The organism is Rhizobium sp. YS-1r, assembly GCF_000757525.1.
Classification (GTDB): Bacteria; Pseudomonadota; Alphaproteobacteria; order Rhizobiales; family Rhizobiaceae; genus Neorhizobium; species Neorhizobium petrolearium.
In genome coordinates, this window is the sequence record NZ_JPYQ01000006.1 from 352,374 (window position 1) to 373,210 (window position 20,837).

Annotated in this window: 16 protein-coding genes; 9 read left to right on the forward strand and 7 right to left on the reverse strand. The window is 61.7% G+C overall.

Features of this window, described 5'->3' with window-relative positions:
- Nucleotides 1–4 precede the first annotated feature (4 nt).
- On the reverse strand, nucleotides 5–3,199 hold the full coding sequence (locus tag JL39_RS06135; protein WP_037147428.1) for an efflux RND transporter permease subunit: 3,195 nt from the start codon (nucleotides 3,197–3,199) through the stop codon (nucleotides 5–7).
- Nucleotides 3,196–4,404 carry an efflux RND transporter periplasmic adaptor subunit gene (locus JL39_RS06140; RefSeq protein ID WP_037147430.1) on the reverse strand — a complete coding sequence of 403 codons (1,209 nt, stop codon included), beginning with the start codon at nucleotides 4,402–4,404 and terminating at the stop codon, nucleotides 3,196–3,198. The genes JL39_RS06135 and JL39_RS06140 overlap by 4 nt, the downstream gene beginning before the upstream one ends.
- Before the next feature lie 273 nt (nucleotides 4,405–4,677).
- On the opposite strand from JL39_RS06140, the gene JL39_RS06145 reads away from it, so the two are divergent.
- The 4 genes from JL39_RS06145 to JL39_RS06155 all read left to right on the forward strand — a co-directional run bounded on the left by JL39_RS06145 (nucleotide 4,678) and on the right by JL39_RS06155 (nucleotide 10,456).
- Nucleotides 4,678–7,167, forward strand: a complete 2,490-nt coding sequence (locus JL39_RS06145) for a UvrD-helicase domain-containing protein (RefSeq protein WP_037147432.1) — start codon at nucleotides 4,678–4,680, stop codon at nucleotides 7,165–7,167.
- A 4-nt stretch (nucleotides 7,168–7,171) separates the two neighbouring features.
- Nucleotides 7,172–7,843, forward strand: a complete 672-nt coding sequence (locus JL39_RS31480; RefSeq protein WP_152601057.1) for a hypothetical protein — start codon at nucleotides 7,172–7,174, stop codon at nucleotides 7,841–7,843.
- Between the two features lie 386 nt (nucleotides 7,844–8,229).
- On the forward strand, nucleotides 8,230–9,231 hold the full coding sequence (locus tag JL39_RS06150) for an NAD(P)-dependent alcohol dehydrogenase (RefSeq protein WP_037147436.1): 1,002 nt from the start codon (nucleotides 8,230–8,232) through the stop codon (nucleotides 9,229–9,231).
- A 79-nt stretch (nucleotides 9,232–9,310) separates the two neighbouring features.
- Nucleotides 9,311–10,456, forward strand: a complete 1,146-nt coding sequence (locus tag JL39_RS06155) for an amidohydrolase (RefSeq protein ID WP_037147439.1) — start codon at nucleotides 9,311–9,313, stop codon at nucleotides 10,454–10,456.
- A 21-nt stretch (nucleotides 10,457–10,477) separates the two neighbouring features.
- Here the strand turns inward: JL39_RS06155 and JL39_RS06160 are convergent, their stop codons facing one another.
- The gene (locus JL39_RS06160) at nucleotides 10,478–11,839 is read right to left on the reverse strand and encodes a DUF2778 domain-containing protein (protein ID WP_052182700.1); all 1,362 of its coding nucleotides are present in this window, start codon (nucleotides 11,837–11,839) and stop codon (nucleotides 10,478–10,480) included.
- A 449-nt stretch (nucleotides 11,840–12,288) separates the two neighbouring features.
- Between JL39_RS06160 and pncA the strand changes: the two genes are divergently transcribed.
- From pncA to JL39_RS06180, 3 genes are all read left to right on the forward strand, one after another.
- Nucleotides 12,289–12,915, forward strand: a complete 627-nt coding sequence (gene pncA, locus JL39_RS06170) for a bifunctional nicotinamidase/pyrazinamidase (RefSeq protein ID WP_037147445.1) — start codon at nucleotides 12,289–12,291, stop codon at nucleotides 12,913–12,915.
- Between the two features lie 313 nt (nucleotides 12,916–13,228).
- Nucleotides 13,229–13,948 (forward strand): AzlC family ABC transporter permease, encoded by a 720-nt coding sequence (locus tag JL39_RS06175; RefSeq protein WP_037147448.1) that lies wholly within the window; start codon nucleotides 13,229–13,231, stop codon nucleotides 13,946–13,948.
- A 1-nt stretch (nucleotide 13,949) separates the two neighbouring features.
- On the forward strand, nucleotides 13,950–14,264 hold the full coding sequence (locus JL39_RS06180) for an AzlD family protein (RefSeq protein ID WP_037147451.1): 315 nt from the start codon (nucleotides 13,950–13,952) through the stop codon (nucleotides 14,262–14,264).
- Between the two features lie 3 nt (nucleotides 14,265–14,267).
- Here the strand turns inward: JL39_RS06180 and JL39_RS06185 are convergent, their stop codons facing one another.
- Nucleotides 14,268–16,100, reverse strand: coding sequence for an aminopeptidase P family protein (locus JL39_RS06185; RefSeq protein WP_037147455.1), 1,833 nt, complete (start codon nucleotides 16,098–16,100; stop codon nucleotides 14,268–14,270).
- Between the two features lie 259 nt (nucleotides 16,101–16,359).
- Here JL39_RS06185 and JL39_RS32085 point away from each other — a divergent pair, with 259 nt between their 5' ends.
- Nucleotides 16,360–16,533 (forward strand): hypothetical protein, encoded by a 174-nt coding sequence (locus tag JL39_RS32085; protein WP_037147458.1) that lies wholly within the window; start codon nucleotides 16,360–16,362, stop codon nucleotides 16,531–16,533.
- Nucleotides 16,534–16,733: 200 nt separating this feature from the next.
- On the opposite strand, the gene JL39_RS06195 is transcribed toward JL39_RS32085, so the two are convergent.
- The 3 genes from JL39_RS06195 to JL39_RS31910 all read right to left on the reverse strand — a co-directional run bounded on the left by JL39_RS06195 (nucleotide 16,734) and on the right by JL39_RS31910 (nucleotide 18,585).
- The gene (locus JL39_RS06195) at nucleotides 16,734–17,612 is read right to left on the reverse strand and encodes a 50S ribosomal protein L11 methyltransferase (RefSeq protein ID WP_037147461.1); all 879 of its coding nucleotides are present in this window, start codon (nucleotides 17,610–17,612) and stop codon (nucleotides 16,734–16,736) included.
- Nucleotides 17,613–17,687: 75 nt separating this feature from the next.
- Nucleotides 17,688–18,287, reverse strand: a complete 600-nt coding sequence (locus JL39_RS06200) for an SCO family protein (RefSeq protein ID WP_037148523.1) — start codon at nucleotides 18,285–18,287, stop codon at nucleotides 17,688–17,690.
- A gap of 136 nt (nucleotides 18,288–18,423) precedes the next feature.
- The gene (locus tag JL39_RS31910) at nucleotides 18,424–18,585 is read right to left on the reverse strand and encodes a hypothetical protein (RefSeq protein WP_161784740.1); all 162 of its coding nucleotides are present in this window, start codon (nucleotides 18,583–18,585) and stop codon (nucleotides 18,424–18,426) included.
- Between the two features lie 289 nt (nucleotides 18,586–18,874).
- Here JL39_RS31910 and JL39_RS06205 point away from each other — a divergent pair, with 289 nt between their 5' ends.
- A complete protein-coding gene (locus JL39_RS06205) occupies nucleotides 18,875–20,836 on the forward strand; it encodes a methyl-accepting chemotaxis protein (protein WP_037147464.1) in 1,962 nt (653 codons plus the stop codon).
- The last annotated feature ends 1 nt before the right edge of the window (nucleotide 20,837 follow it).

The window sequence follows — 20,837 nt, forward strand, 5'->3', positions numbered from 1 at the left end:
CTCCTCACTCGGCCGCCAGCAACGGCTCGTCCTTCTTCTCGTCTCCGGCCTCATCATCCTTGCGGCGCGCGGCATGCGCGAGTTCCTGGTGGAACCGCTCCTCCTCATGCATGTGCGGCTTGGCGAAGCGGGCGATCAGAAGATAGGCGACCGGCGTGATGAACAGCGTGATGAGCACGGCAAAGCCGAGGCCGCCGACGATGACCCAGCCGAGCGCGATACGCGCTTCGGCGCCGGCGCCCCTCGCAAGCACCAGCGGAACGCCGCCGATGATCGTCGCAATCATCGTCATCATCACCGGGCGCAGCCGAAGGGCGCAGGCCGTTTCGATCGCATCGCGGACATTCGCGCCGCGGTCCCGCAGCTGATTTGCAAACTCCACGATCAGGATGCCGTTCTTGGCCATCACCCCGACAAGCAGCACGAGGCCGATCTGGCTGTAGACATTGAGACTGGATCCCGTCAGCACCAAGGCGATCGCGGCGCAGGCAAGCCCGAGCGGAACCGTCGCCATGATGATCAGCGACGACAGCACGCTTTCGAACTGGGCGGCGAGCACCAGGAAGATGATGGCGATCGCAAAACCGAAGGTGAGCAGCATGGCGTTCGAATTCTCGCCGAGCGTCTTGGCTTCCGCCATCGGCATCAGCCGGACGCCCGACGGCAGGAGCGGCTGGGCGAGCGCGGTCATCTCCTTGACCGCATCGCCGAGCGCAACGCCGTCACGCAGGCCGGAAGAGATCGACACCGAGGCAAGCTGCTGCTCCCGGTTCAGCTGCGGCGCCACGGCCCCCTCCTTCAGGGACGCTATGGTCGACATGGGCACGATCTTGCCGTCACCGGTTTTCAGGAAAAGATTTTCAAGATCGGTCGGATCATCGAGCGGCCGGGTGGTGGAGGTGAGCTTGACCGGCAGCGCATCGCCGTTGACGAAGACATCGACCACGGACCGCCCTTCCAGGAGCGATTGCATGGCCGTCGACAGTCCGGTGATGTCGATGCCGAGGTCGGAGGCACGTTCACGGTCTATCGCGACGGAAAGCTGCGCCTGGGTCGGCTCGTTGGTGAGGCGCGGCGTGTCGAACAGGGGGCTCTGCTCCATCTGCGACACCAGTTTCAGCGCAGTCGAGGTGAGCAGATCATAGTCATTGCCGACCAGCGCCATCTGCAGGCCGTTGCCGGCACCGCGGATCTTGAGGCTGTTCGACTGCATCGTGAAACCGCGCAGCGCCGGGACGCGGAGCGCCGCAGCATTCACATCGGCGGCGATCTGGTCCTGGGTCCGGGCGCGCTCGTCCCAGGGGGCAAGCGTCAGCACCATGAAACCGCTGTTCTTGTTGTTGTTGAAGCCGGAGATCGAAAAAATATTGGCGATCTCGCCTGCGTCCAGCAGCGGCTTCAGGTTCTCCTCGACACGCTGCATCTGGTCGCGGGTGAAATCCAGGCTCACGCCCTGCGGCGCGGTCAGCCGCAGCATGATCGAAGCGCGGTCCTCGCGCGGTGTCAGCTCGCTCTTGACCTGGCCGAAGACGTGATAGGCGGCAAATGCAAAGATCGCCGAGACAAGAATGACGACCAGCGGCGCATTCAGGCAAAAACGAAGGGCGGAGGCATAGACGCGGGCAAACGCACTGCCGAACACGCCAAGCAGGCCGTGCTCCTCCTTCATCGGCCTTGTGAGCATGCGCGACGCCAGCATCGGGCAAAGGGTGAGAGCCGTGACCGAGGACAACGCGACCGAGAAGGCAAGCACGAAGCCGAATTCCTTGAACAGTCCGCCGATCTGACCGGGAAGGAAGGACAGCGGAATGAAGACGGCTGCAAGCGTCGCGGTCGTCGCAATGACCGCGAAGAACACTTCCTGCGTGCCGAGCACGGCGGCAGCCCGCGGTCCCATGCCTTCCATTCGTCGCCGGACGATATTCTCCAGCACCACGATCGCGTCGTCGACGACGAGACCTGTCGCAAGGACGATCGCCAGCAGCGTCAGGATGTTGATCGAGAAACCGACGAGATAGATCGCAACCAGCGTGCCGATCAGCGCCACCGGCATCGTCAGCGCCGGGATGAGCGTCGCACGCCAGTCGCGCAGGAAGAGATAGATCACCGCCACGACCACCGTCGCCGACAGGATGAGCGCGATCTCCACTTCGTGCAGCGCACCTTCGATGAAGAGCGCGTCGTCGCTGGTGATCGCGATGCGCGTCCCTTCCGGCAGCGTCTTCTGCAGTTCCGCCACGGCGCTCTTCACGCCGTCGGAAATATTGAGCGTATTCGACTGCGCCTGGCGGATGATGCCGAGGCCGATGCCTTGCACGCCGTTCGACCGCAGCACCGTGGAGCCGTCGTCCGGACCGAGCGAAACGGTCGCCACATCCGAAACCCGGATGTTCGGCGCAATCAGCACGTTTTCAAAATCCTTGGGCGTCGTGAGACTGGCCGTGGTGCGTACCACGATGTCCTGCGTCGTGCTCTTGAGGGAACCTGCCGGCACGTCGAGCGCCGCGCTTTCCAGAGCCTCGGAGACATCCGCAACGGTCAGCCCGCGCCCGGCGAGCGCCGCCTGGTTCACGTCCACGCGGAATACCTTGTCCTGATCGCCGTAAAGCTGGACGTCGGCAACGCCTTCGACCGCAGCCAGCCGGTCGACGATCTCGTTGTCAACCAACTGGGTCAGATCCTCCATCGACAGCTTGGACGAGGTGACCGCCAGACGCATGATCGCATCCGAATCGGCATCCGCCTTGACGATGCGCGGTTCGTCGGCGTCGTCCGGGAGCTGGTTCGCGATGCGACCGACCGCATCGCGCGCGTCGTTCGCCGCGTCCGAAAGATCGACGGAATCGTTAAACTCCATCGTCACCCGGCTCGAACCGAACTGCGACTGCGAGGAAAGCGCCTTGAGGCCGCTGACACGGGCGACGGCCCCCTCGATGACCTGGGTGACCTCCTGGTCCATGGTCTGCGGCGAGGCGCCGTCATAATTGGTCTGCACGGTGATGATCGGCCGGTCGACATCCGGCAGTTCGCGCACTTCGACGCCCGCGAGCGCCGCAAGGCCCGCGACGACGAGCAGCGTATTGAGGACCGCAGCCAGGATCGGCCGCCTCACAAAGAGCGCCGTAAACGTCTGGCTGGATTTGCCGTCGCCTGAATGCGCTTGCCTGTCGTGACCAAAGCTCGGGATTTCGATCTTCATTGGCGCGCCACCTCGGCCGTTTCCGGCGTGCCGAAGATGCGCACGGGCGCCCCTTCCCTCACGCGCTGCAGGCCTTCCGTCACGACCATGTCACCTTCGTTGAGCTGAGCTTCCACGAGAACCGCATCGGGATTGCGCTGCACGACGCGCACCCGGGTCTTGACCGACTTGCCGTCCTTGATCTGCCAGACGTAGGAGCCTTCACCGTCCCACTGGATGGCCAGCGGATCGACGGCCGGATAGGTCTCGCCTGCAAAACGCATGCTGACGCTGAAGGACATGCCGGCACGCAGCACGTCGCCCGGATTTTCGACGCGGGCGCGGATGCGCATCGTGCGGCTTGCAGGATCGACGCGGTTGTCGATTGCTTCCACTTTGCCGGAAAAGATCCGGCCCGGTCTGGCGATCGAGCTCGCCTCGACCGGCTGGTTCGGCTCGATGGCGATGGCGAAACGCTCGGGCGCCCAGAAATCGACGAGGATCGCCGACCGGTCGTCGATGGTGACGATATTGGTCTGCGTCGTGACGTTGTCGCCGATATTGACCGCGACGATGCCCGCAATCCCGTCGATCGGCGCTGCGATATCGCGACGCTTCAGATTGAGTTCAGCAGTGGAAAGGGCAAGCTTCGCCGCCTCTTCGGCGATCTGCGCATCGAACACGTCGAGGCGGGAGACCGACTGCAGGTTCTTGTAGGAGACGGATTTCTCCTGGGCGCTCCTGAGCGCCACCTCTGCCTTATCGCGCTCGATCGTCTGTTCGTCGTCGTCGAGGCGGGCAAGCACCTGGCCCTTCACGACCTTCTGGCCGGACGCGACCATGATCTCATGGATCGTACCGGAGGCCTGCGGCATGACGATGACGGACTGGATCGCCTCGCCGCTGCCGATCGCCGACAGGCGATCGTTGACGGTGCCGGTCGAAACCGGCTCGGCGACCACCATGGTCGGGCGGTTGCCGCCGCCCTGGCCGCGCTGTCCGCCGGCACCCTGGCCGCTCCGGCCCGGCTGCTGCGCTGCAGCATTACCGCCGCCTGCGCCCTGCGCCGCGGGTTTCGCCTGTTCGGGACGGATCGCAGCCACCACCTGCCCCGGGACACCCATCCTCGCAAGGGTCTCACCGGCGCTCGGGACCATGAATACCCATAGACACAAGGCTCCGGCCAGGATCACGATACTCAGCAGAAGCTGTTTCCAAATCCGCATTCAGGTCTCCGGGTGGCGCGCATTCCAATTTCCAGAGCAAGTATCCTTTTTTGCATGTGCACAGGCAATGGGAGATTCCGTACCTTACGGAAATGTAACCTCACGAAATCTCACGGGTTTGTTAGATCGGATGCATACATGACGCCCCTCATTGCGGTTTTCTGACGGAGCTGCGGTCCGCCATTCCACAATTTAGCCGGGACTTATGGAGAGACTAGGAATAAAAGAGGAACATTTTCTGGTCTTTCAGGTCCGAATCATTACATTGGCCGCATGAGTAACAGTTTCGACGACATCCCGTTTTTCGACGAGGAGCCCGAACCGGCGCCGCGCAAGGCGCCTGCCCCGCCGCCTGCGGGAAATGCCGGGCTCGGCATCGCAGCGCGCGCCATGGCCGCCCGGGATCAGCATCGCGCCCCCGATTATCTGTCAGGCCTCAACCCGGAGCAGCGCGAGGCGGTCGAGACGCTGGACGGCCCCGTCCTCGTGCTCGCGGGCGCCGGTACGGGCAAGACGCGGGTACTGACGACACGCATCGCGCATATCCTTGAGACCGGCCGGGCCTTCCCCTCGCAGATATTGGCCGTCACCTTCACCAACAAGGCGGCCCGCGAGATGAAGGAGCGCATCGGCGTGCTCGCCGGCGGCGCGGTGGAAGGCATGCCCTGGCTCGGCACCTTCCATTCGATCGGCGTGAAGCTCCTGCGCCGCCACGCGGAACTCGCAGGGCTCCGCTCCGACTTCACCATTCTCGACACGGACGACGTCATCCGCCTCATCAAGCAGCTCATCCAGGCGGAGGGGCTCGACGACAAGCGCTGGCCGGCCCGGCAGTTCGCCGGCATGATCGACACCTGGAAGAACAAGGGCCTGCTGCCCGCCGATATTCCCGAAGGCGATGCGCGGGCCTTCGCGAACGGCAAGGGCCGCGAGCTTTACGCCGCCTATCAGGCGCGGCTCAAAACGCTGAATGCCTGCGACTTCGGCGACCTTTTGCTGCATCCGATCGCGATCTTCCGCCAGAACCCGGATATCCTGAAAGATTACCACAACAGGTTCCGCTATATCCTGGTCGACGAGTACCAGGATACCAACACCGCGCAATACATGTGGCTGCGCCTGCTCGCGCAGCGACCGAAGGGCGTGCCGCAGAATGTCTGCTGTGTCGGCGACGACGACCAGTCGATCTATGGCTGGCGCGGCGCGGAAGTGGACAATATCCTGCGCTTCGAGAAGGATTTTCCGGGCGCCAGGGTGATCAAGCTGGAGCGCAACTACCGTTCCACCGAACATATTCTCGGCGCCGCCGGCCATCTGATCGCCCATAACGAAGGCCGCCTCGGCAAGACGCTGTTCACCGACCGGGTGAACCCCGACGACGAGAAGGTCATCGTGCATGCCGCCTGGGATTCCGAAGAGGAGGCCCGCGCCGTCGGCGAGGAGATCGAACGGCTGCAGCGCGGCGATTCCGACGGGAAAAAGCATGCGCTGAACGACATGGCGATCCTCGTGCGCGCCTCCTTCCAGATGCGCGAGTTCGAAGACCGGTTCGTGACGCTCGGCCTCAACTATCGCGTCATCGGCGGCCCGCGCTTCTACGAACGGATGGAAATCCGCGACGCGATGGCCTATTTCCGGCTTGTCTGCCAGCCGGCCGACGATCTCGCCTTCGAGCGCATCATCAACACGCCGAAACGGGGCCTGGGCGATACGACGGTGCGCTATCTGCACGACTATGCCCGCGCCCGCGATATCCCGATGCTCCAGGCTGCCGCGGATATCATCGAGACGGATGAGTTGAAGCCCAAGGCGCGCAAGGCCCTGTTCGACGTCGTGCAAAGCTTCAGGAACTGGAGCCAGAAGCTTGAGAACACGCCGCATATCGAACTTTCCGAGCAGATCCTCGAAGAGTCCGGCTATACGGACATGTGGAAGAACGACAAATCCGCCGAAGCGCCGGGCCGGCTCGAAAACCTCAAGGAACTGATCCGCTCGATGGAAGCCTTCGAGTCGATGCGCGGCTTTCTGGAACACGTGTCGCTGGTCATGGATGCCGAGCAGAACGAGGATATGGATGCGGTGTCGATCATGACGCTGCATTCCGCCAAGGGGCTCGAATTCGAAACGGTCTTCCTGCCCGGCTGGGAGGAAGGCCTCTTTCCCCATCAGCGGGCGCTCGACGAAGGCGGCCGCGCAGGGCTGGAGGAGGAACGCCGCCTCGCCTATGTGGGGATTACCCGCGCCAAGCGGCGCTGCCATATCTGGTTCGTCTCCAACCGCCGCATCCACGGACTGTGGCAATCCACCATGCCGTCACGCTTCCTCGACGAACTGCCGCAGATGCATGTGGACGTCGCCGTCGCCGATACGAATTACGGGGGATATGGCGGCGGACGCGGTGGTTATGGCCAATCGCGCTTCGACAAGGCCGATCCCTTCGCCAACACCTATTCGACGCCCGGCTGGAAACGCGCCCAGCAGAACAAGACCGACGCCACCCGCGACAACTGGGGCACCCGTTCCGGCCACGCGGTGGAACGCATCGGCTACGGCGAAAGCGGCCCGCGCGGCCGCACCATCGAGGGCGAACTGGTGGCGAAATCCACCACCGAAACCCCCTCGCAATTCTCCGTCGGCGACCGGGTGTTCCACATCAAGTTCGGCAACGGCAATATTGCGGCGATCGAGGGCAACAAGCTGACGATCGATTTTGATAGGGCGGGGCAGAAGCGGGTGCTTGAGGGGTTTGTGGAGCGGGTGTGAAGCTTTGACAAAAAATCTATCCCCAGGAGGACACAAAGACGATAAATACTTTTTGATCAGCCCCTTTATTGATTTTAGATGCCAATTAGAACTTACACATATCGAGTTTCAGAAGCTTTCCGCCTCACATGCAACAATCAAGAATAATATAATATTTGAAGAGAATTTACTTCAAGTTTTTTATTCAATGGCGGAATTTGAAAGCTTTATACTGGAATCGTCATTGAGGCACAGCCTATTTCCGATTTCAGATTTTGAGTTTGCTCAAGACAATCGAATTCGTGGAAATATTAAAGTAGCGTCTTTCCTCAATTCTGTCACAAGCTTCAAAGACCAATTTCCAAAATTTGACCACCTTTCGCCCGGAGTCGATTTAAAAGATGTATTCACTACACTTTGGACGAATTGTCGGAATAAATCTGTAGATTTCAGCTTTTTTGAGCGTCTCCGTAATTTTTCTCAGCACCAGACCCAACCAGTGTCTTCCTATACGATAGGAAGTAATTGGAATGAAGAGTTATCCTTACATGAGCACCGAGCCTCTCTCTTTGCCTCAGTTGAAGAGGTTTCGAGAAACAGATCAATAAAAAATGAAGAAAGAGAAAGATATTTTAAAAATTCGGTAATAAGGCGGACATTGGACTTATTTTCCGAGAAACACTGGGGAGTATTGTAGATATTTCGGAGGAAATAAGGTCTCTAGTCGAGAGAGACACTATATCAGCGATTGAAAATTTCGAGGAAATTTTGAAAGAAATGAAAGATACATCAGGGAGATTTAAAGTTGCTGACGTGTATATCCAATCCGGAAAAGAAATGACGAAGCAATTCTCTATATTCGAAGATTATATCAGGAGAGCAAAAAGCCTTAGAGGAAGATATCTGGTCAGGAACTACCAAAATGAAATTGTCTCAAATAGGGTCTTTGGGCATTCAAGAAAGTAGACTTTAGATAGGCTTCGCCGAAAACTATGGGCGATCCTCATTATCGGTAGCCGCTTGTCAGCCTCCCTGTCTTCCACTACCTCACCCCCAGTTTACGCAACTCCACGGGAGGCCACCATGAAAGCCATCGTCACAGCCCCAGGCGGCCTCGACGCCATCAAGCTTGTCGATCTGCCCGATCCCGGCAGGCCGGGGCCGGGGGAGATACGGGTGGCGCTGCATGGTAGCTCGCTGAATTTTCATGATCTTGGCGTCGTGAGCGGCAGGACGCCGACCGAGGGCCGGATATTGATGGCGGACGGCGCGGGCGTGGTCCAGGAGGTCGGCGAAGGGGTGACGGAGTTCAGGCCGGGCAACCATGTCGTCTCCTGCTTCTTTCCCGACTGGCAGGACGGTCCGCCGCTTCCGGGCGGCTTTTCACGCACGCCGGGCGACGGCATCGACGGCTTCGCGGTCGAATATGCGGTGCGGCCGGCAACCGCCTTCACGCTGGCGCCCAAAGGGTTCAGCCATGTGGAGGCGGCGACGATCACCACTGCCGGTTTGACCGCATGGCGGGCGCTGGTCGAGATCGGCAGGCTGAAGGCCGGCGACACGGTGCTCGCGCTCGGCACGGGCGGCGTCTCGATCTATGCCCTGCAGATCGCCCGCGCCATGGGCGCAAGGGTGGCGATCACGTCGTCTTCGGATGAAAAGCTGGAACGGGCGAAAGAACTCGGCGCCGAATTTACGGTGAACTACAAGGAGCATGCCGACTGGGGCAAAAAGGTCTTCGACTGGACCGATGGCCGCGGCGTCGACCACGTGGTGGAAGTGGGCGGGCCGGGCACGCTCGCGCAATCGATCCAGGCGGTCAGGATGGGCGGCAGCATCACCATGATCGGCGTCTTGACCGGCATACGCGGCGAGGTGCCGACCGCAGCACTCGCCGGCAGGCAGGCGACGCTTTCCGGCATCCTCGTCGGCAGCCGCCGCCAGCAGCAGGATTTTGTCCGCGCGCTCGACAGCGGCCTCTTCAAGCCGGTCATCGACAAGGTGTTTCCGCTAGAAAAGCTGGCCGATGCCTTCCGCTATGAGATGAGCGGCGGTCATTTCGGCAAGATCGGCGTGGAATGGTAGGCTGAAAGACAGAGGTTTTCCTTGCCGAAAGCCCCTGCCCCGTCTAGCTCTGGGCCGACACCGGATAAGGAGGCAGCTCATGTTTCTCACAAACCAGGACGTGATCGAGCTTGCCGCATGGCGGCAGAGGCTGCATGCCATGCCGGAGGTTTCCGGCGAGGAGATCGCCACCGCTGCCGAAGTGCAGCGCTTTCTGGGCGAGACGAAACCGGATGGGATCGTTGCCGGCCTCGGCGGCACGGGCGTCGCGGTGATCTACGACAGCGGCGCGCCCGGCCCGACGGTGATGTTCCGCGCCGAGCTCGACGCCCTGCCGATCGAGGAAGTGGGCCAGCCGGACCATCGTTCGAAAATTCCCGGCAAGGGCCATATGTGCGGCCATGACGGCCATATGGCGATGCTTGCGGCACTCGGGCGGCAGTTCGGGCGACAAAGGCCGAAGCGCGGCCGCGCCATCCTGCTCTTCCAGCCGGCCGAGGAGACGGGCGCCGGCGCTGCGGCCGTCATCGCGGACGAAAAGTTCCAGGCGCTGAAGCCGGATTACAGCTTTTCGCTGCACAACATGCCGGGCCTGCCGCTCGGCCATGCCTGGCTGAAGGACGGCATCGCCAATTGCGCATCGCGCGGCCTGAAGATCACGCTGTCGGGCAGAACCGCGCATGCCTCCATGCCCGAGACCGGCATTTCGCCGGTGCCCGCCGTGGCAAAGCTGATGCCGGCGCTGACGGGCTTGAGCAAGGGCGGCATCGCCACGGAGGACCTGGTGCTGGCGACGGTCACGCATGCGTCGATCGGCGAGCCGGCCTTCGGCATCGCGCCTGGCCATGCGGAGGTCTGGGTGACGCTCAGAACCATGACGGACGGCGAGATGGACGGCCTGATCGCCTCAGCCGAAACCCTGGTGCGGGAGGCCTCCGCGGAAGGCCGGCTCGGCTACGCGCTGGAGTACCACGACATTTTCGTGCATTCCGAAAACGATCCGGAGGCGGCCGCCCTGCTGCGCGCCGCCATGGATGCGGAAGGCGTCTCGCACGAACCGGGCGAGACGATGCGCGGCTCGGAGGATTTCGGACGCTTCGCGACCGTCTCGAAATCGGCGATGTTCTTTCTAGGCGCCGGCGAGGACATGCCGAACCTGCACAATCCGAACTACGATTTTCCGGACGACCTGATCCCCATCGGCACGCGGATCTTCACGCGCGTCGCACGGGATATTCTTGGATAAGCGTTTGCTGGCGACGCCCCGTCAGGCGTCGTTGCCGCCGAACAGCTTGGCAAGGAAGTTGTCGCCGCCCCTGCCGGGACGCTTTCCGTCCCACTTCGGCACGATCACCATATGGGTGATGTCGCCGCGCTGGAACGCCTTCAGGAATCGATCGTATTCGGCAAAGGCGACGCAGCCGTGCGAATCGCCGCGCACGCGCAGCAGATAGCTGTGGGCGAGCAGGCCGGTGCGGCCCTGCGGCGCCTTGCCGTCGACCGGCGTCAGGCGGATGGCGGCCACGCCATGGAACAGCTTCTCGCGCATGGAGAGCTTGTAGGTGCCGGGCGGCGTCGGCCCGCGCATCGTCACATGCGTGTATTTCGGATTGTCGCGCATGCTGCCGATGCCCGAATGGGCCTCCAGCTTCGTGCCGTTCGGCATGTGCACGACACCGTTGGTGATGTCGTAGATGGCGACCTTCGTGCCGATCCCCGGCCATTTTGGCGCAGGCGACGGGCGCGAGGGCTCCACGCGCATCGGATTGTCGGGCTTGGCGAAGGCGAGCACTGTGGGTTTGTCGTCGTCGGCATCGACCTTGCCCGGCTTTTGCGGGGCAACCGCGGCGATCGCAGCCAGCGCATTGGGCCTGGCCGGCTTTTCAGCCGTGGCGGACGATGGGCGGATGACCGGCAGCGGACCGGCCTTCGGCAGCGCGTAGGCCGGAGCCGGTGCTTCGACGATCGCGACGGTATCCTGTTCGTCGGCATCGTCCTCGAGCGCCGTCTGCTCCAGCGCCGCCATCTCGACCGGTTTCATGTCCTTGAGTTCGGCAACCGTCACCGCCGGCGCGGCATCCTGGATCAGATCCGGCATGACGTCGCCGCTCCGGGGCGCCACGACGACGAGGCTTTCCATGGCCTGGCCGAGGATCGTGCGAATGGCCTGCGCATCCGGGCGCTTCTCCTCAAGCGCCGCGAACTGCTGCTCTTGTTCGGCGCGCCGGGCCGCCTTGGCCATGGCGACATTGAGCATTTGCCTCACGCTCGACTGATCCGGCTTGCGGGCTTCAAGCGCTGCCACTTCGGCATCGGCAAGACGCCACCCTTTCGGATCGGCCGCAGAACTGCCGGGAAGGCGGGAGAATTTCGCAACGTCGATCTCACGCCCCGCAGCTTCCACGGGAGCAGCCAGGTCGACCGGCTTTGCCAGTGCGGTTTCGAACCCGACATCCGAGGCGGATCTGACCGCGGTCGCCACGGTGACCACCGAAGCGCCCATCAGGGCCGCGACGGTCAGACCGACACCGATCGCGACATTCGTCAGGAGAGAGCGGGATTTTTTGCGGCGTGGCGGCGCCTTGCGCGCCTGTTTGCCCTTCGTGGAAGCCTGTACCGAACGCACCATCACTCGTTACCCGAACCGTTACATACACCGGCGGGAACCGCTTGCGCGAAACCGCCAACACAATCCCGGCGATTTCCGAACAGAGAGGGAATCTGCTCACTGCCGCCAGACGACTGCAGGTGAGGATGAATGATTATGGTAACCAATGTCTTTACGCCGCCCCGATTTGATTTTCGGCGATGCACGTAAGAGCGCAAGCCGCCGGAAGTTTAGCCGAAATATGGCGTTCAGGTGTTTGTGGTATGCGAAAGAGAGACAGTCAATAGAGGAACGGTTGAGTGACGGCGAGGATTTCCTGCAGGTGTTGCCTCATCGCGACATCGCCGTTCGGCGGCAGGTGCAGATTCCGGCGAATATGAAGCGGCAGGAGAGCCGAGATTCGCTTCCGATCTTGATCGCTGCGGCCATGATTGGCATCTTGTTTCAGATGAAATCCGGAGGAGGTGGCGATGAAGGCGCTGTTGCTGATCGACATCCAGAATGGCTTCTGCCCGGGCGGCAATCTGCCCGTACCGCATGGCGACGAGGTGGTGCCGGTCGCGAATCGGCTGATCGAGGACGGTGGCTACAATGTGATCGTCGCCTCGCAGGACTGGCATCCGGAAAACCATGGCAGCTTTGCTTCACAGCATCCCGGCAAGAAACCGTTCGACATGGGCGAACTCTCCGGAAAGCCGCAGGTCATGTGGCCGGACCATTGCGTGCAGGAAACGCCGGACGCCGAATTCCACCCGGATCTCAATATCGAAGCGGTCGACTACATCCAGCAAAAGGGCGAGAACCCGGCGGTCGACAGCTATTCCGCCTTCCGCGACAATGACCAGGCGGCGTTGACGGGCCTTGCCGGCTATCTCAAGGCGCAACTGGTGAGCGAGCTCGATATCTGCGGCCTTGCGACCGACTATTGCGTCAAATATTCCGCTCTCGATGCCGTGGACATGCTTCCAGGCGTGAAGGTCTGCTTCATCGAGGATGCCAGCCGCGGCATCGATCCGGAAGGGGTCAAGGCGGCAATTGCGGAGATGAAGGCCAAGGGCATCGGGATCATCTCCAGCAAGGATGTGCTCGCCGATTGAACCTCGACAGTTCAGCGGAATCGATCGTTCCATCAGCGCAATTCAATTGCGCGCCGTGCTCCGACTCTTTAGGCAGCATCCGGCGTGATGTGGTCACGTGTGGTCGCCATCACCTTCCTTACGCAAGTGTCTTTCGCACGGTCGTCCTGATCGGAATCGGGCGTTCATGCCAGGCACTTTTCTTCAAGCCAAAAGGCCGGCAGACATTTAGGGAGGGACCGGAGAATGACATGTCGGAAGATAACCCATTCTTAGAAACCGTCACGTGCCGGATGCATAGAGGCTTTCCAACAATCCCGAGGCCCGACGATAGATGAATCGCAGCGAATTTTACGAGGGCCTCAAGGGCGGTATCATCATCGCCATCTCATCAGCCCCCTTTGCCGTGCTGTTCGGCGCAGTCGCCGCCGACAACGGCTTGTCCGTCATGGAAGCCGGGCTGATGAGCGCGACCGTCTATGCCGGCGCCAGCCAGCTCGTCGGCATCGAACTGTTCGGCCAACATGTCGCGCCGTGGCTGGTGGTGCTTTCCGTCTTCGCCGTCAATTTCCGGCATATCCTCTATTCGGCGGCGCTCGCGCGGTTCGTCAGCCATTTCAACCCGGTCCAGAAATTCTTCACGTTCTTTCTGTTGACCGACCCGCAATTCGCCGAAAGCGTAAGGCGGGGCGAGTCCGGCATCGGCATCAGCTTCCCGTGGTATCTGGGCTTCGGTGCCGCGATCTATTTCCCCTGGCTGTTCTTCAGCATGGTCGGCGCATTCTTCGGCCGGATGATGGGCGATCCGAGGACGCTCGCGATCGACGTCCTGCTGCCGATCTATTTCCTCGGTCTCGTGATCGGCTTCCGCCGCAGGCCGGGTTTCTATCCGGTTGTGGTGGCGAGCGCGCTCGGCTCCATGCTTGGATACCATTTCGTCGGCTCGCCCTGGCATGTGAGCATCGGGGCTGCCGTCGGCGTCGTCGTGGCGGCACTTTTGCCGCTGCCGAAGGAACGCATGCCGATGACCGCCGCCAGCGAGACGGAGACCTGACATGGCCGACCAGATTTCCATGGACATGGTTTTGCTGATTCTCGCCGCTGCGGTTGCGACCTTCCTCACCCGTATCGGCGGTTACGTGCTGATCACCCGGATGAAGACCATCCCGCCGCGGATGGAGCAGGCTCTGAATGCCGTGCCGGCGGCCGTCCTGACCACACTGGTCGCGCCTGCTTTCTTCAATGGCGGCTGGGACGTCAAGATCGCCATGCTCGTCGCGCTTGCCGCAGGGATCAGATATCCGGGCCTCATGATGCTTGGCGCCGGCTGGGCGGCGGCGATGGTCTGCCGCCACCTTCTCGGGTTCTAGCGGTCAGGCAACCGGTTCGGTTGCCTTCACGAGCCAACCCCGGACGGTCTCGCTGCTGATCAACGGCGTCAACTTTTCGCGCACTTGCACGTGATAGCTGTTGAGCCAGGAAAGCTCCTCCTCCGTCAACAGTGCCGGCAGCACCAGCCGCCGGTCGATCGGGCACCAGGTAAGCGTCTCGAAGGAGAGCATCGGCTGGTCGCCGCCCTCGATCTCCTCCGCGGCCTTCACAGAGATCAGGTTCTCGATGCGGATGCCGAACGAGCTGGGACGATAATAGCCGGGCTCGTTGGAAAGGATCATGCCGGGCAAAAGCTCCTGCGTCGCGAGCCGTGAAATGCGCTGCGGCCCCTCGTGCACCGAAAGATAGGAGCCGACGCCATGGCCCGTGCCGTGCGCATAATCGCCGCCGGCCTTCCAGAGCGCGATCCGGGCGAGCGGATCGAGGTCGCAGCCGCGCGTGCCCTTCGGGAAGCGCGCCGTGCTGATGGCGATCATGCCCTTCAGCACCAGGGTGAAGAAGCGCTTGCGGTCCTCCGGCACGGCACCGACCGCGACGGTGCGGGTGATATCGGTCGTGCCGTTGATGTATTGCGCGCCGGAATCGATCAGGAAGAGATCGCCGGCTTCCAGCCTGCGGTCTGTTTCGGTCGTCACACGGTAATGAATGACCGCACCATGCTCGCCGGCACCCGAGATCGTGTCGAAGGAGATATCCTTGAGCGGATTCTGCATGCTTTCGCCGACACGGGCGCGGGCCGCCTCCAGTGCCTTGACCGCATCGATTTCGGTGATCGTGCCCGCCGCCTGAGCATCGAGCCAGCAGAGGAATTCCACCATGGCGGCGCCATCCTGCAGATGCGCCTTCGCAGAACCGTCCAGCTCGGCCTCGTTCTTGCGGGCGCGGGGCAGCTTCGCCGGGTCGGCGGCTTCCACGATATCTCCGCCGGAAGCGGTAATCACCTTGGTAAGCGCGAGTGGCGTCAGCTCCGGATCGATCAGGATTTTCCCATCGCCCTTGGCGAAGGCGGAGAGCCGGTTCGGCAATTCCGACGGCGGACGCTGTATGGCGAGCTGGGCCAGATAGGCTTCCGCCTCTATCCCCGTCTTGCGTTTGTCGAGAAATATCTCAGCCTTGCCTTCCGCCGGAATGATTGCCCGGCTCAGGGGATGCGGCGTGTGCGGCACGTCATCGCCGCGAATGTTGAAGATCCAGGCGACGGAGGACGGATCGGTGACGAGGAGCGCGACTGCACCCTTTTCCTTTACCTGGCTTGCGATCTCGGCGATCTTTTCGCTGGCCAGCTTTCCTGCATGTTCGTGTCTCTGGATGGTCACCGCGCCAAGCGGTTCGCCCGGACGGTCGCTCCAGAGCGCATCGAGCGGATTGTTGTCGAGAAGCGCCAGCGAACCGCCGATCTCGGAAAGCGCCTTTTCGAGCCGCCGTACTTCCGCACCCGCATGCAGCCATGGATCAATGCCGAGGCGGAACCCTTTGGGCGCATGGTGCGGCAGCCAGACATGCGGCGGTTCGTTGACGAGATCGCCGCCGGTAAACACCGTGCCATCCACCTGCTCGGTAAGCTGGGTCACGTAACGTCCATCGACAAAAACGACTGCCTCACGCTGCGTGATGAGCGCCACCCCTGCCGAACCGGTAAAGCCGGTCAGCCAGGCAAGCCGTTCGGCCGATGCCGGGACATATTCGCCCTGGTATTCATCGGCGCGCGGAACGAGGAAACCATCGATCCCGAGCTCGGCAAATCTTGCCCTGAGCGCGTTGACGCGTTCACGGCCGAACTGCGGAGCGGATTTCACTTCGAAAGACTGAAACATGGGTATTGGGTTCCGGCTGTTTGATTCCGCGGGGAGATGACGACAATGTTAGCCGATCTTCGAGAGAGAACGCCAGCCAAAGCCGTCAATGACCAGCGATTGTGCAAATGCTAACAGGCATTGATCTCGATCAGGGCATCCTATGCAATGAACGCATAACACCATTGAGGGAAATCCCCTCACTCGACCTGAGAGAACGGCCTATATTGCAACCATCGATGGGCGCCGAACAAGGCCCGTCAGTCGAAGGGACACCTCCATGGCCACCTCTTTCTTCCGCAACGCCTTCAACCGCATCGTTGAGGCACGTGAGCGTCAGGCCGCCCGGTATGTCAACGGCGCGCTGCTCAACCTCGACGACGAAACATTGAAAGGCCTCGGCACAAGCCGGCAGGAACTGCGCCGCAAGGGCGCGATAGGCTCAGCATTCTGAGCAAAGAGCCAAGGCGGGGATTCTCCTCCCTCACCCGCCCCGGCTTTCAGAATGCGAGACCCGCTTGAGCATCTCCTCCTCCGGCTCGCGGGTAAGATCAGTCTCCGGACCGATCGCAAGGCGGCACCAAAAGTGCCGCCTTTTTGCTGCCCGGCATCCAGAGCCTTGCATCCAGTTCACTGCTGCACTGCAAAAATTTATCAACCGTGGCGCAGATGGATCGTGACCCAGCCGTTGCGCCAGATCGTGCGCACATGGCGAAGCTTCACGCCGTTATAGGCAGACAGCACCTTCCAGCGCTGCCCGGCCAGAATGCCCGAGAGGATAACCGAGCCGCCAGGCGCCAGATGCGTGGCGAGCTGCGGTGCCATCTTCATCAGCGGCCGCGCCAGAATATTGGCGATGATGAGATCAAATGGCCCTTCTTTCCTGAAAGCCGGTGAATGGAACCCCGGCGCCGTCTCCAGCCGGATACCCGAGGCAATACCGTTGCGGCGGACATTTTCCTTGGCGACACGCACGGCGACCGGATCGATGTCGGTGGCGAGCACCTTGATGTGGCGGAGCTTTCGCACGGCAATTGCCAACACTCCGCTTCCCGTCCCGAGATCGAGCGCATTGCGGACGGTTCGGGCTCGCATGACCCCTTCGATCATTTCCAGGCAGCCGGCCGTCGTGCCGTGATGGCCTGTCCCGAAAGCCTGGCCGGCGTCGATCTCGATCGCGATATCGTTGAGCTTCACCTTGTCGCGATCGTGCGATCCATGGACGAGGAAACGCCCTGCCCTCACCGGCTTCAGGCCCTCGAGCGATCTGGCGATCCAATCGACATCCGGGATCACCTCCCTCTCGATCACCGCATTCGGGAAGGCATGGCGGATGCCCTCGGCGATGCGCTCGCGCACCGCCTCTTCCTCATCCTTCATCAGATAGACCGAGGCTTCCCAGATATCCCGTCTCTCGTCCACTTCCGTGGTGGCGATGGCGAAATCCTCCTCGCCGAAGACTTCCGACAGAAGATCGAGGATCTCGGCGGCACCCTTTTCGGTGGACGTGACGTAAAGGCGGATTTCACTCAAGGAAATGATCTCTCAGCTATTCATGACAGCCGAGAGGATTGCCACAGAAGCATGGGACCGTTCAACTGCAAGGCTTCAGCCCTTGATCAGATTCTCGAGCTTCTTGATCGCCGTGTCGGGATTTTCCCCATAGGCGATCGTGCCGGCGAAGCGCCCGCCATTGCCGAGCAGGAAGACCGAAGCCGTATGGTCCATGGTGTAGTCGCCGTTCGGATCCTTCTCGTCGACCGGCACTTTCTTGGCATAGACCTTGAAGCCCTTGATCATCTCGTTGACCTTCTGCGGCGGGCCGGAGATGCCCTTCACCCGGTCGGTGACATTGGAAATGTACTGGCCGAGCAGTTCGGGCGTATCGCGTTCCGGATCGACGCTGACGAAGAAACCGTTGAGCTTGGTACCGTCCGGATCGACCTGATGCAGCCAGCCATTCAGTTCGAAAAGCGTCGTCGGGCAGACTTCGGGGCAATGGGTAAAGCCGAAGAAGAGCGCGGTCGGCTTGTCCTGGAACGCCTTTTCGGTGATCGGCTGGCCGTCCTGGGCGACGAGCTGGAACGGCACGCCGAACGGGCCTTCCGCCAGATCCTGCTTCGAGCGCGTCACCTCGAAAGTGAGCCATGCCAGAATGCCCGCAAGCGCCACGACGGCAATCCAGAGGACGGTGCGAAATGTCTTCATCGGCATTCTCTTCTTAAAGGTCCGAACCGAGTTCGTTCGTTTGCCGGATCGATAGCCCCGAGCCGGCCCGAGCGCAATTCAAGAAGATGTTTTCGGACACAATCGCGCTGATTTGTCCCAGACGCCATGGAAGGCATCAGAAACACCAGGAAAGGCCGGTCTCCCCGAGAGAGAGAATGATGGAAGAGCCGAACTGAAGCCAGCCGTAGAAGGCCGCTGCGGCGATGCCGAGCAACAGCAGGCCTGCTGCTGCGACGGCCGGAAAACGATGACTGTTGGTGACGGCATCTCGGTTCATGTCTCATCGTACATCGCCCGCGCGGTTAACGGAAGCCCGGCCCGATCCGGATAGGGTTAGCATAACATTAACGTCTCTCTGAGACTTTATGAGCGCGAAGGTGGTTCACCCGAGTCGAAGCGACGAATGAGAGTACCGGTGCTGCATGGACGCACCGGCTCATCGCATTCGGCAGACAGCAAGGTTCCGAACCACACCGACATGACGTCATCGAGACCAGCGCATCTCTCGCTCCGCATCGTTTCGAAGCCTGCCGGACAGATCCGGCTTTGGGAGGACGTCCATCTACATGACCGAAACGGCGACCCGTAAGACATTTTCGGTGAACCAGCGCCTCTGGACGCTGGCTGGAGCAGCCTTTGTCGGCATAGGCACCATGCTGATTGTCGGATGGTATGAAGGCAGGCAGGTCGACCAGGCGCTTGCCCGGTCAACCGAGGTCCGGCATCTGGTGGACGTCGCAAACGAACTGCGAATCGCCAACCTGCGCCTTGTCCTCGCCGCCATGGATACGATCATCGACGCGGACGAACGGCAGATTCACCCCGACCGGCTGCAGGCCATCAATGATGGGATCAGGCAACTGTCCGAAGGAGGAGCGGACCTGAAGGCGCTCGCCGGTGCGGTGGGCAATCCCGCAATGGTTTCGACCTACGATGCCGACCTGAAGGAGGTCGCCAAGGCGATCCAGGGCGACCTCAAGGCCCTCGTTGAAGGCGGTGCGCCCGAAGAGGAATACGCCAGGCTCGATGATACGATCGACGGCGCCGGCGAACGCCTCACCAATATTCTGGCCGACCTCGCCAATGGCGGCGACGCGCTTGTCAGTGCACGCGTCCAGGAAGCAAATGCGCTCTCGGCAACCTCGCTTTACGTGCAGATCGGCTGCGGGCTGCTTGCGCTCTTCACCATGGCAATACTTCAGACCGTCCATGGCGGCGCAATCCGGCGCGGCATCGACGGCGTCCGCGCCAGCATGCAGCGGATCATCGGCGGCGACTATACGACGACCGTGTCCGGCACCGACCGCGGCGACGAAATCGGCGAAATGGCGCGCGCGACGGACATCTTCCGCCTTGCAGCCGTCGAACGCCAAACGCTGGAGGCCAGTCTCGCGGACGAACGACACCAGAACGAGCTTCGCCGCCAATCCCGCGACGAGGAGCAGAAAGCCGACGCCCAGGCGCTTCACTTTGCCGTCGATTCGCTGGGCGAAGCACTGAACCGCCTCTCCGAAGGCGATCTTTCCGCAACGCTGAGCCGCCCGTTCCGCGACGACCTCGAACGCCTCCGGCAGGATTTCAATCGGGTCGTCGAGCGGCTGCGTCACGTCATGACGGAAGTCACGACCAGCGCCAGTTCCATCGGCGCGAATGCCAACCAGATGCGCTCCGCCGCCGACGATCTTGCCCGTCGCACCGAAAAGCAGGCGGCGTCTCTGGAAGAGACGTCATCGGCGCTCGAACAGATCACCGCGACCGTCCGCAGCACCACCCATCGCGCCGAGGAAGCAAGCGAGATGGTGGGCCACACCAAGGATTATACCGAACAATCCACCACGGTCGTTCGGGACGCAACGGCTGCCATGGAACGGATCGAGGATGCAACGGCCGAGATCGGCAAGATCATCAACGTCGTCGACGAGATCGCCTTCCAGACCAACCTTCTGGCGCTGAATGCCGGCGTCGAGGCGGCCCGCGCAGGCGAGGCCGGCAAGGGCTTTGCGGTCGTCGCCCAGGAGGTGCGCGAACTTGCCGGACGTGCGGCAGGTGCTGCCAAGGACATTAAAGCGCTGGTAACCCGCTCCAATCAGGAGGTCAAGACGGGCGTGGATCTGGTGAAGGCCACAGGCGAAGCCCTGACGCGGATTGGCGATGACGTGCTGAAAATCAATGATCACGTTCACGCGATCTTCACTTCTGCGCGCGAACAATCCACCGGACTGACAGAGATCAACAGCGCAATCGGCCAGATGGACCAAGCAACCCAGCAGAATGCCGCCATGGTGGAGCAGAGCACCGCCGCGAGCCATTCTTTGGCAAGTGATGCGGAAACCCTCAGCCGACTGATCAGCCAGTTCCAGATCCGTGGCGGCAATGGCCCGCACGCCGTCGATGTCGCGAGCGCCTCCACGCCAGCAAAACCCTCCCCCGCACTGAACTTGATGAACAAGCTCGCGGGAGCATTCAGCAATAGCCCGGCCTCCGCCAGGAAGGCTTCGGGCTCCTCAGACAAATGGGAAGAGTTCTGAC

Excerpts from the sequence above, each read along its gene's own strand:
- pncA (WP_037147445.1), top strand. The coding sequence starts at position 12,289 with ATGAAGGCGCTGTTGCTGATCGACATCCAGAATGGCTTCTGCCCGGGC.
- JL39_RS06160 (WP_052182700.1), bottom strand. The coding sequence starts at position 11,839 with ATGGTGCGTTCGGTACAGGCTTCCACGAAGGGCAAACAGGCGCGCAAG.
- JL39_RS06180 (WP_037147451.1), top strand. The coding sequence starts at position 13,950 with ATGGCCGACCAGATTTCCATGGACATGGTTTTGCTGATTCTCGCCGCT.
- JL39_RS06175 (WP_037147448.1), top strand. The coding sequence starts at position 13,229 with ATGAATCGCAGCGAATTTTACGAGGGCCTCAAGGGCGGTATCATCATC.
- JL39_RS06135 (WP_037147428.1), bottom strand. The coding sequence starts at position 3,199 with ATGAAGATCGAAATCCCGAGCTTTGGTCACGACAGGCAAGCGCATTCA.
- JL39_RS06140 (WP_037147430.1), bottom strand. The coding sequence starts at position 4,404 with ATGCGGATTTGGAAACAGCTTCTGCTGAGTATCGTGATCCTGGCCGGA.
- JL39_RS31910 (WP_161784740.1), bottom strand. The coding sequence starts at position 18,585 with ATGAACCGAGATGCCGTCACCAACAGTCATCGTTTTCCGGCCGTCGCA.
- JL39_RS06185 (WP_037147455.1), bottom strand. The coding sequence starts at position 16,100 with ATGTTTCAGTCTTTCGAAGTGAAATCCGCTCCGCAGTTCGGCCGTGAA.
- JL39_RS06200 (WP_037148523.1), bottom strand. The coding sequence starts at position 18,287 with ATGAAGACATTTCGCACCGTCCTCTGGATTGCCGTCGTGGCGCTTGCG.
- JL39_RS06145 (WP_037147432.1), top strand. The coding sequence starts at position 4,678 with ATGAGTAACAGTTTCGACGACATCCCGTTTTTCGACGAGGAGCCCGAA.
- JL39_RS06155 (WP_037147439.1), top strand. The coding sequence starts at position 9,311 with ATGTTTCTCACAAACCAGGACGTGATCGAGCTTGCCGCATGGCGGCAG.
- JL39_RS32085 (WP_037147458.1), top strand. The coding sequence starts at position 16,360 with ATGGCCACCTCTTTCTTCCGCAACGCCTTCAACCGCATCGTTGAGGCA.
- JL39_RS06205 (WP_037147464.1), top strand. The coding sequence starts at position 18,875 with ATGACCGAAACGGCGACCCGTAAGACATTTTCGGTGAACCAGCGCCTC.
- JL39_RS06150 (WP_037147436.1), top strand. The coding sequence starts at position 8,230 with ATGAAAGCCATCGTCACAGCCCCAGGCGGCCTCGACGCCATCAAGCTT.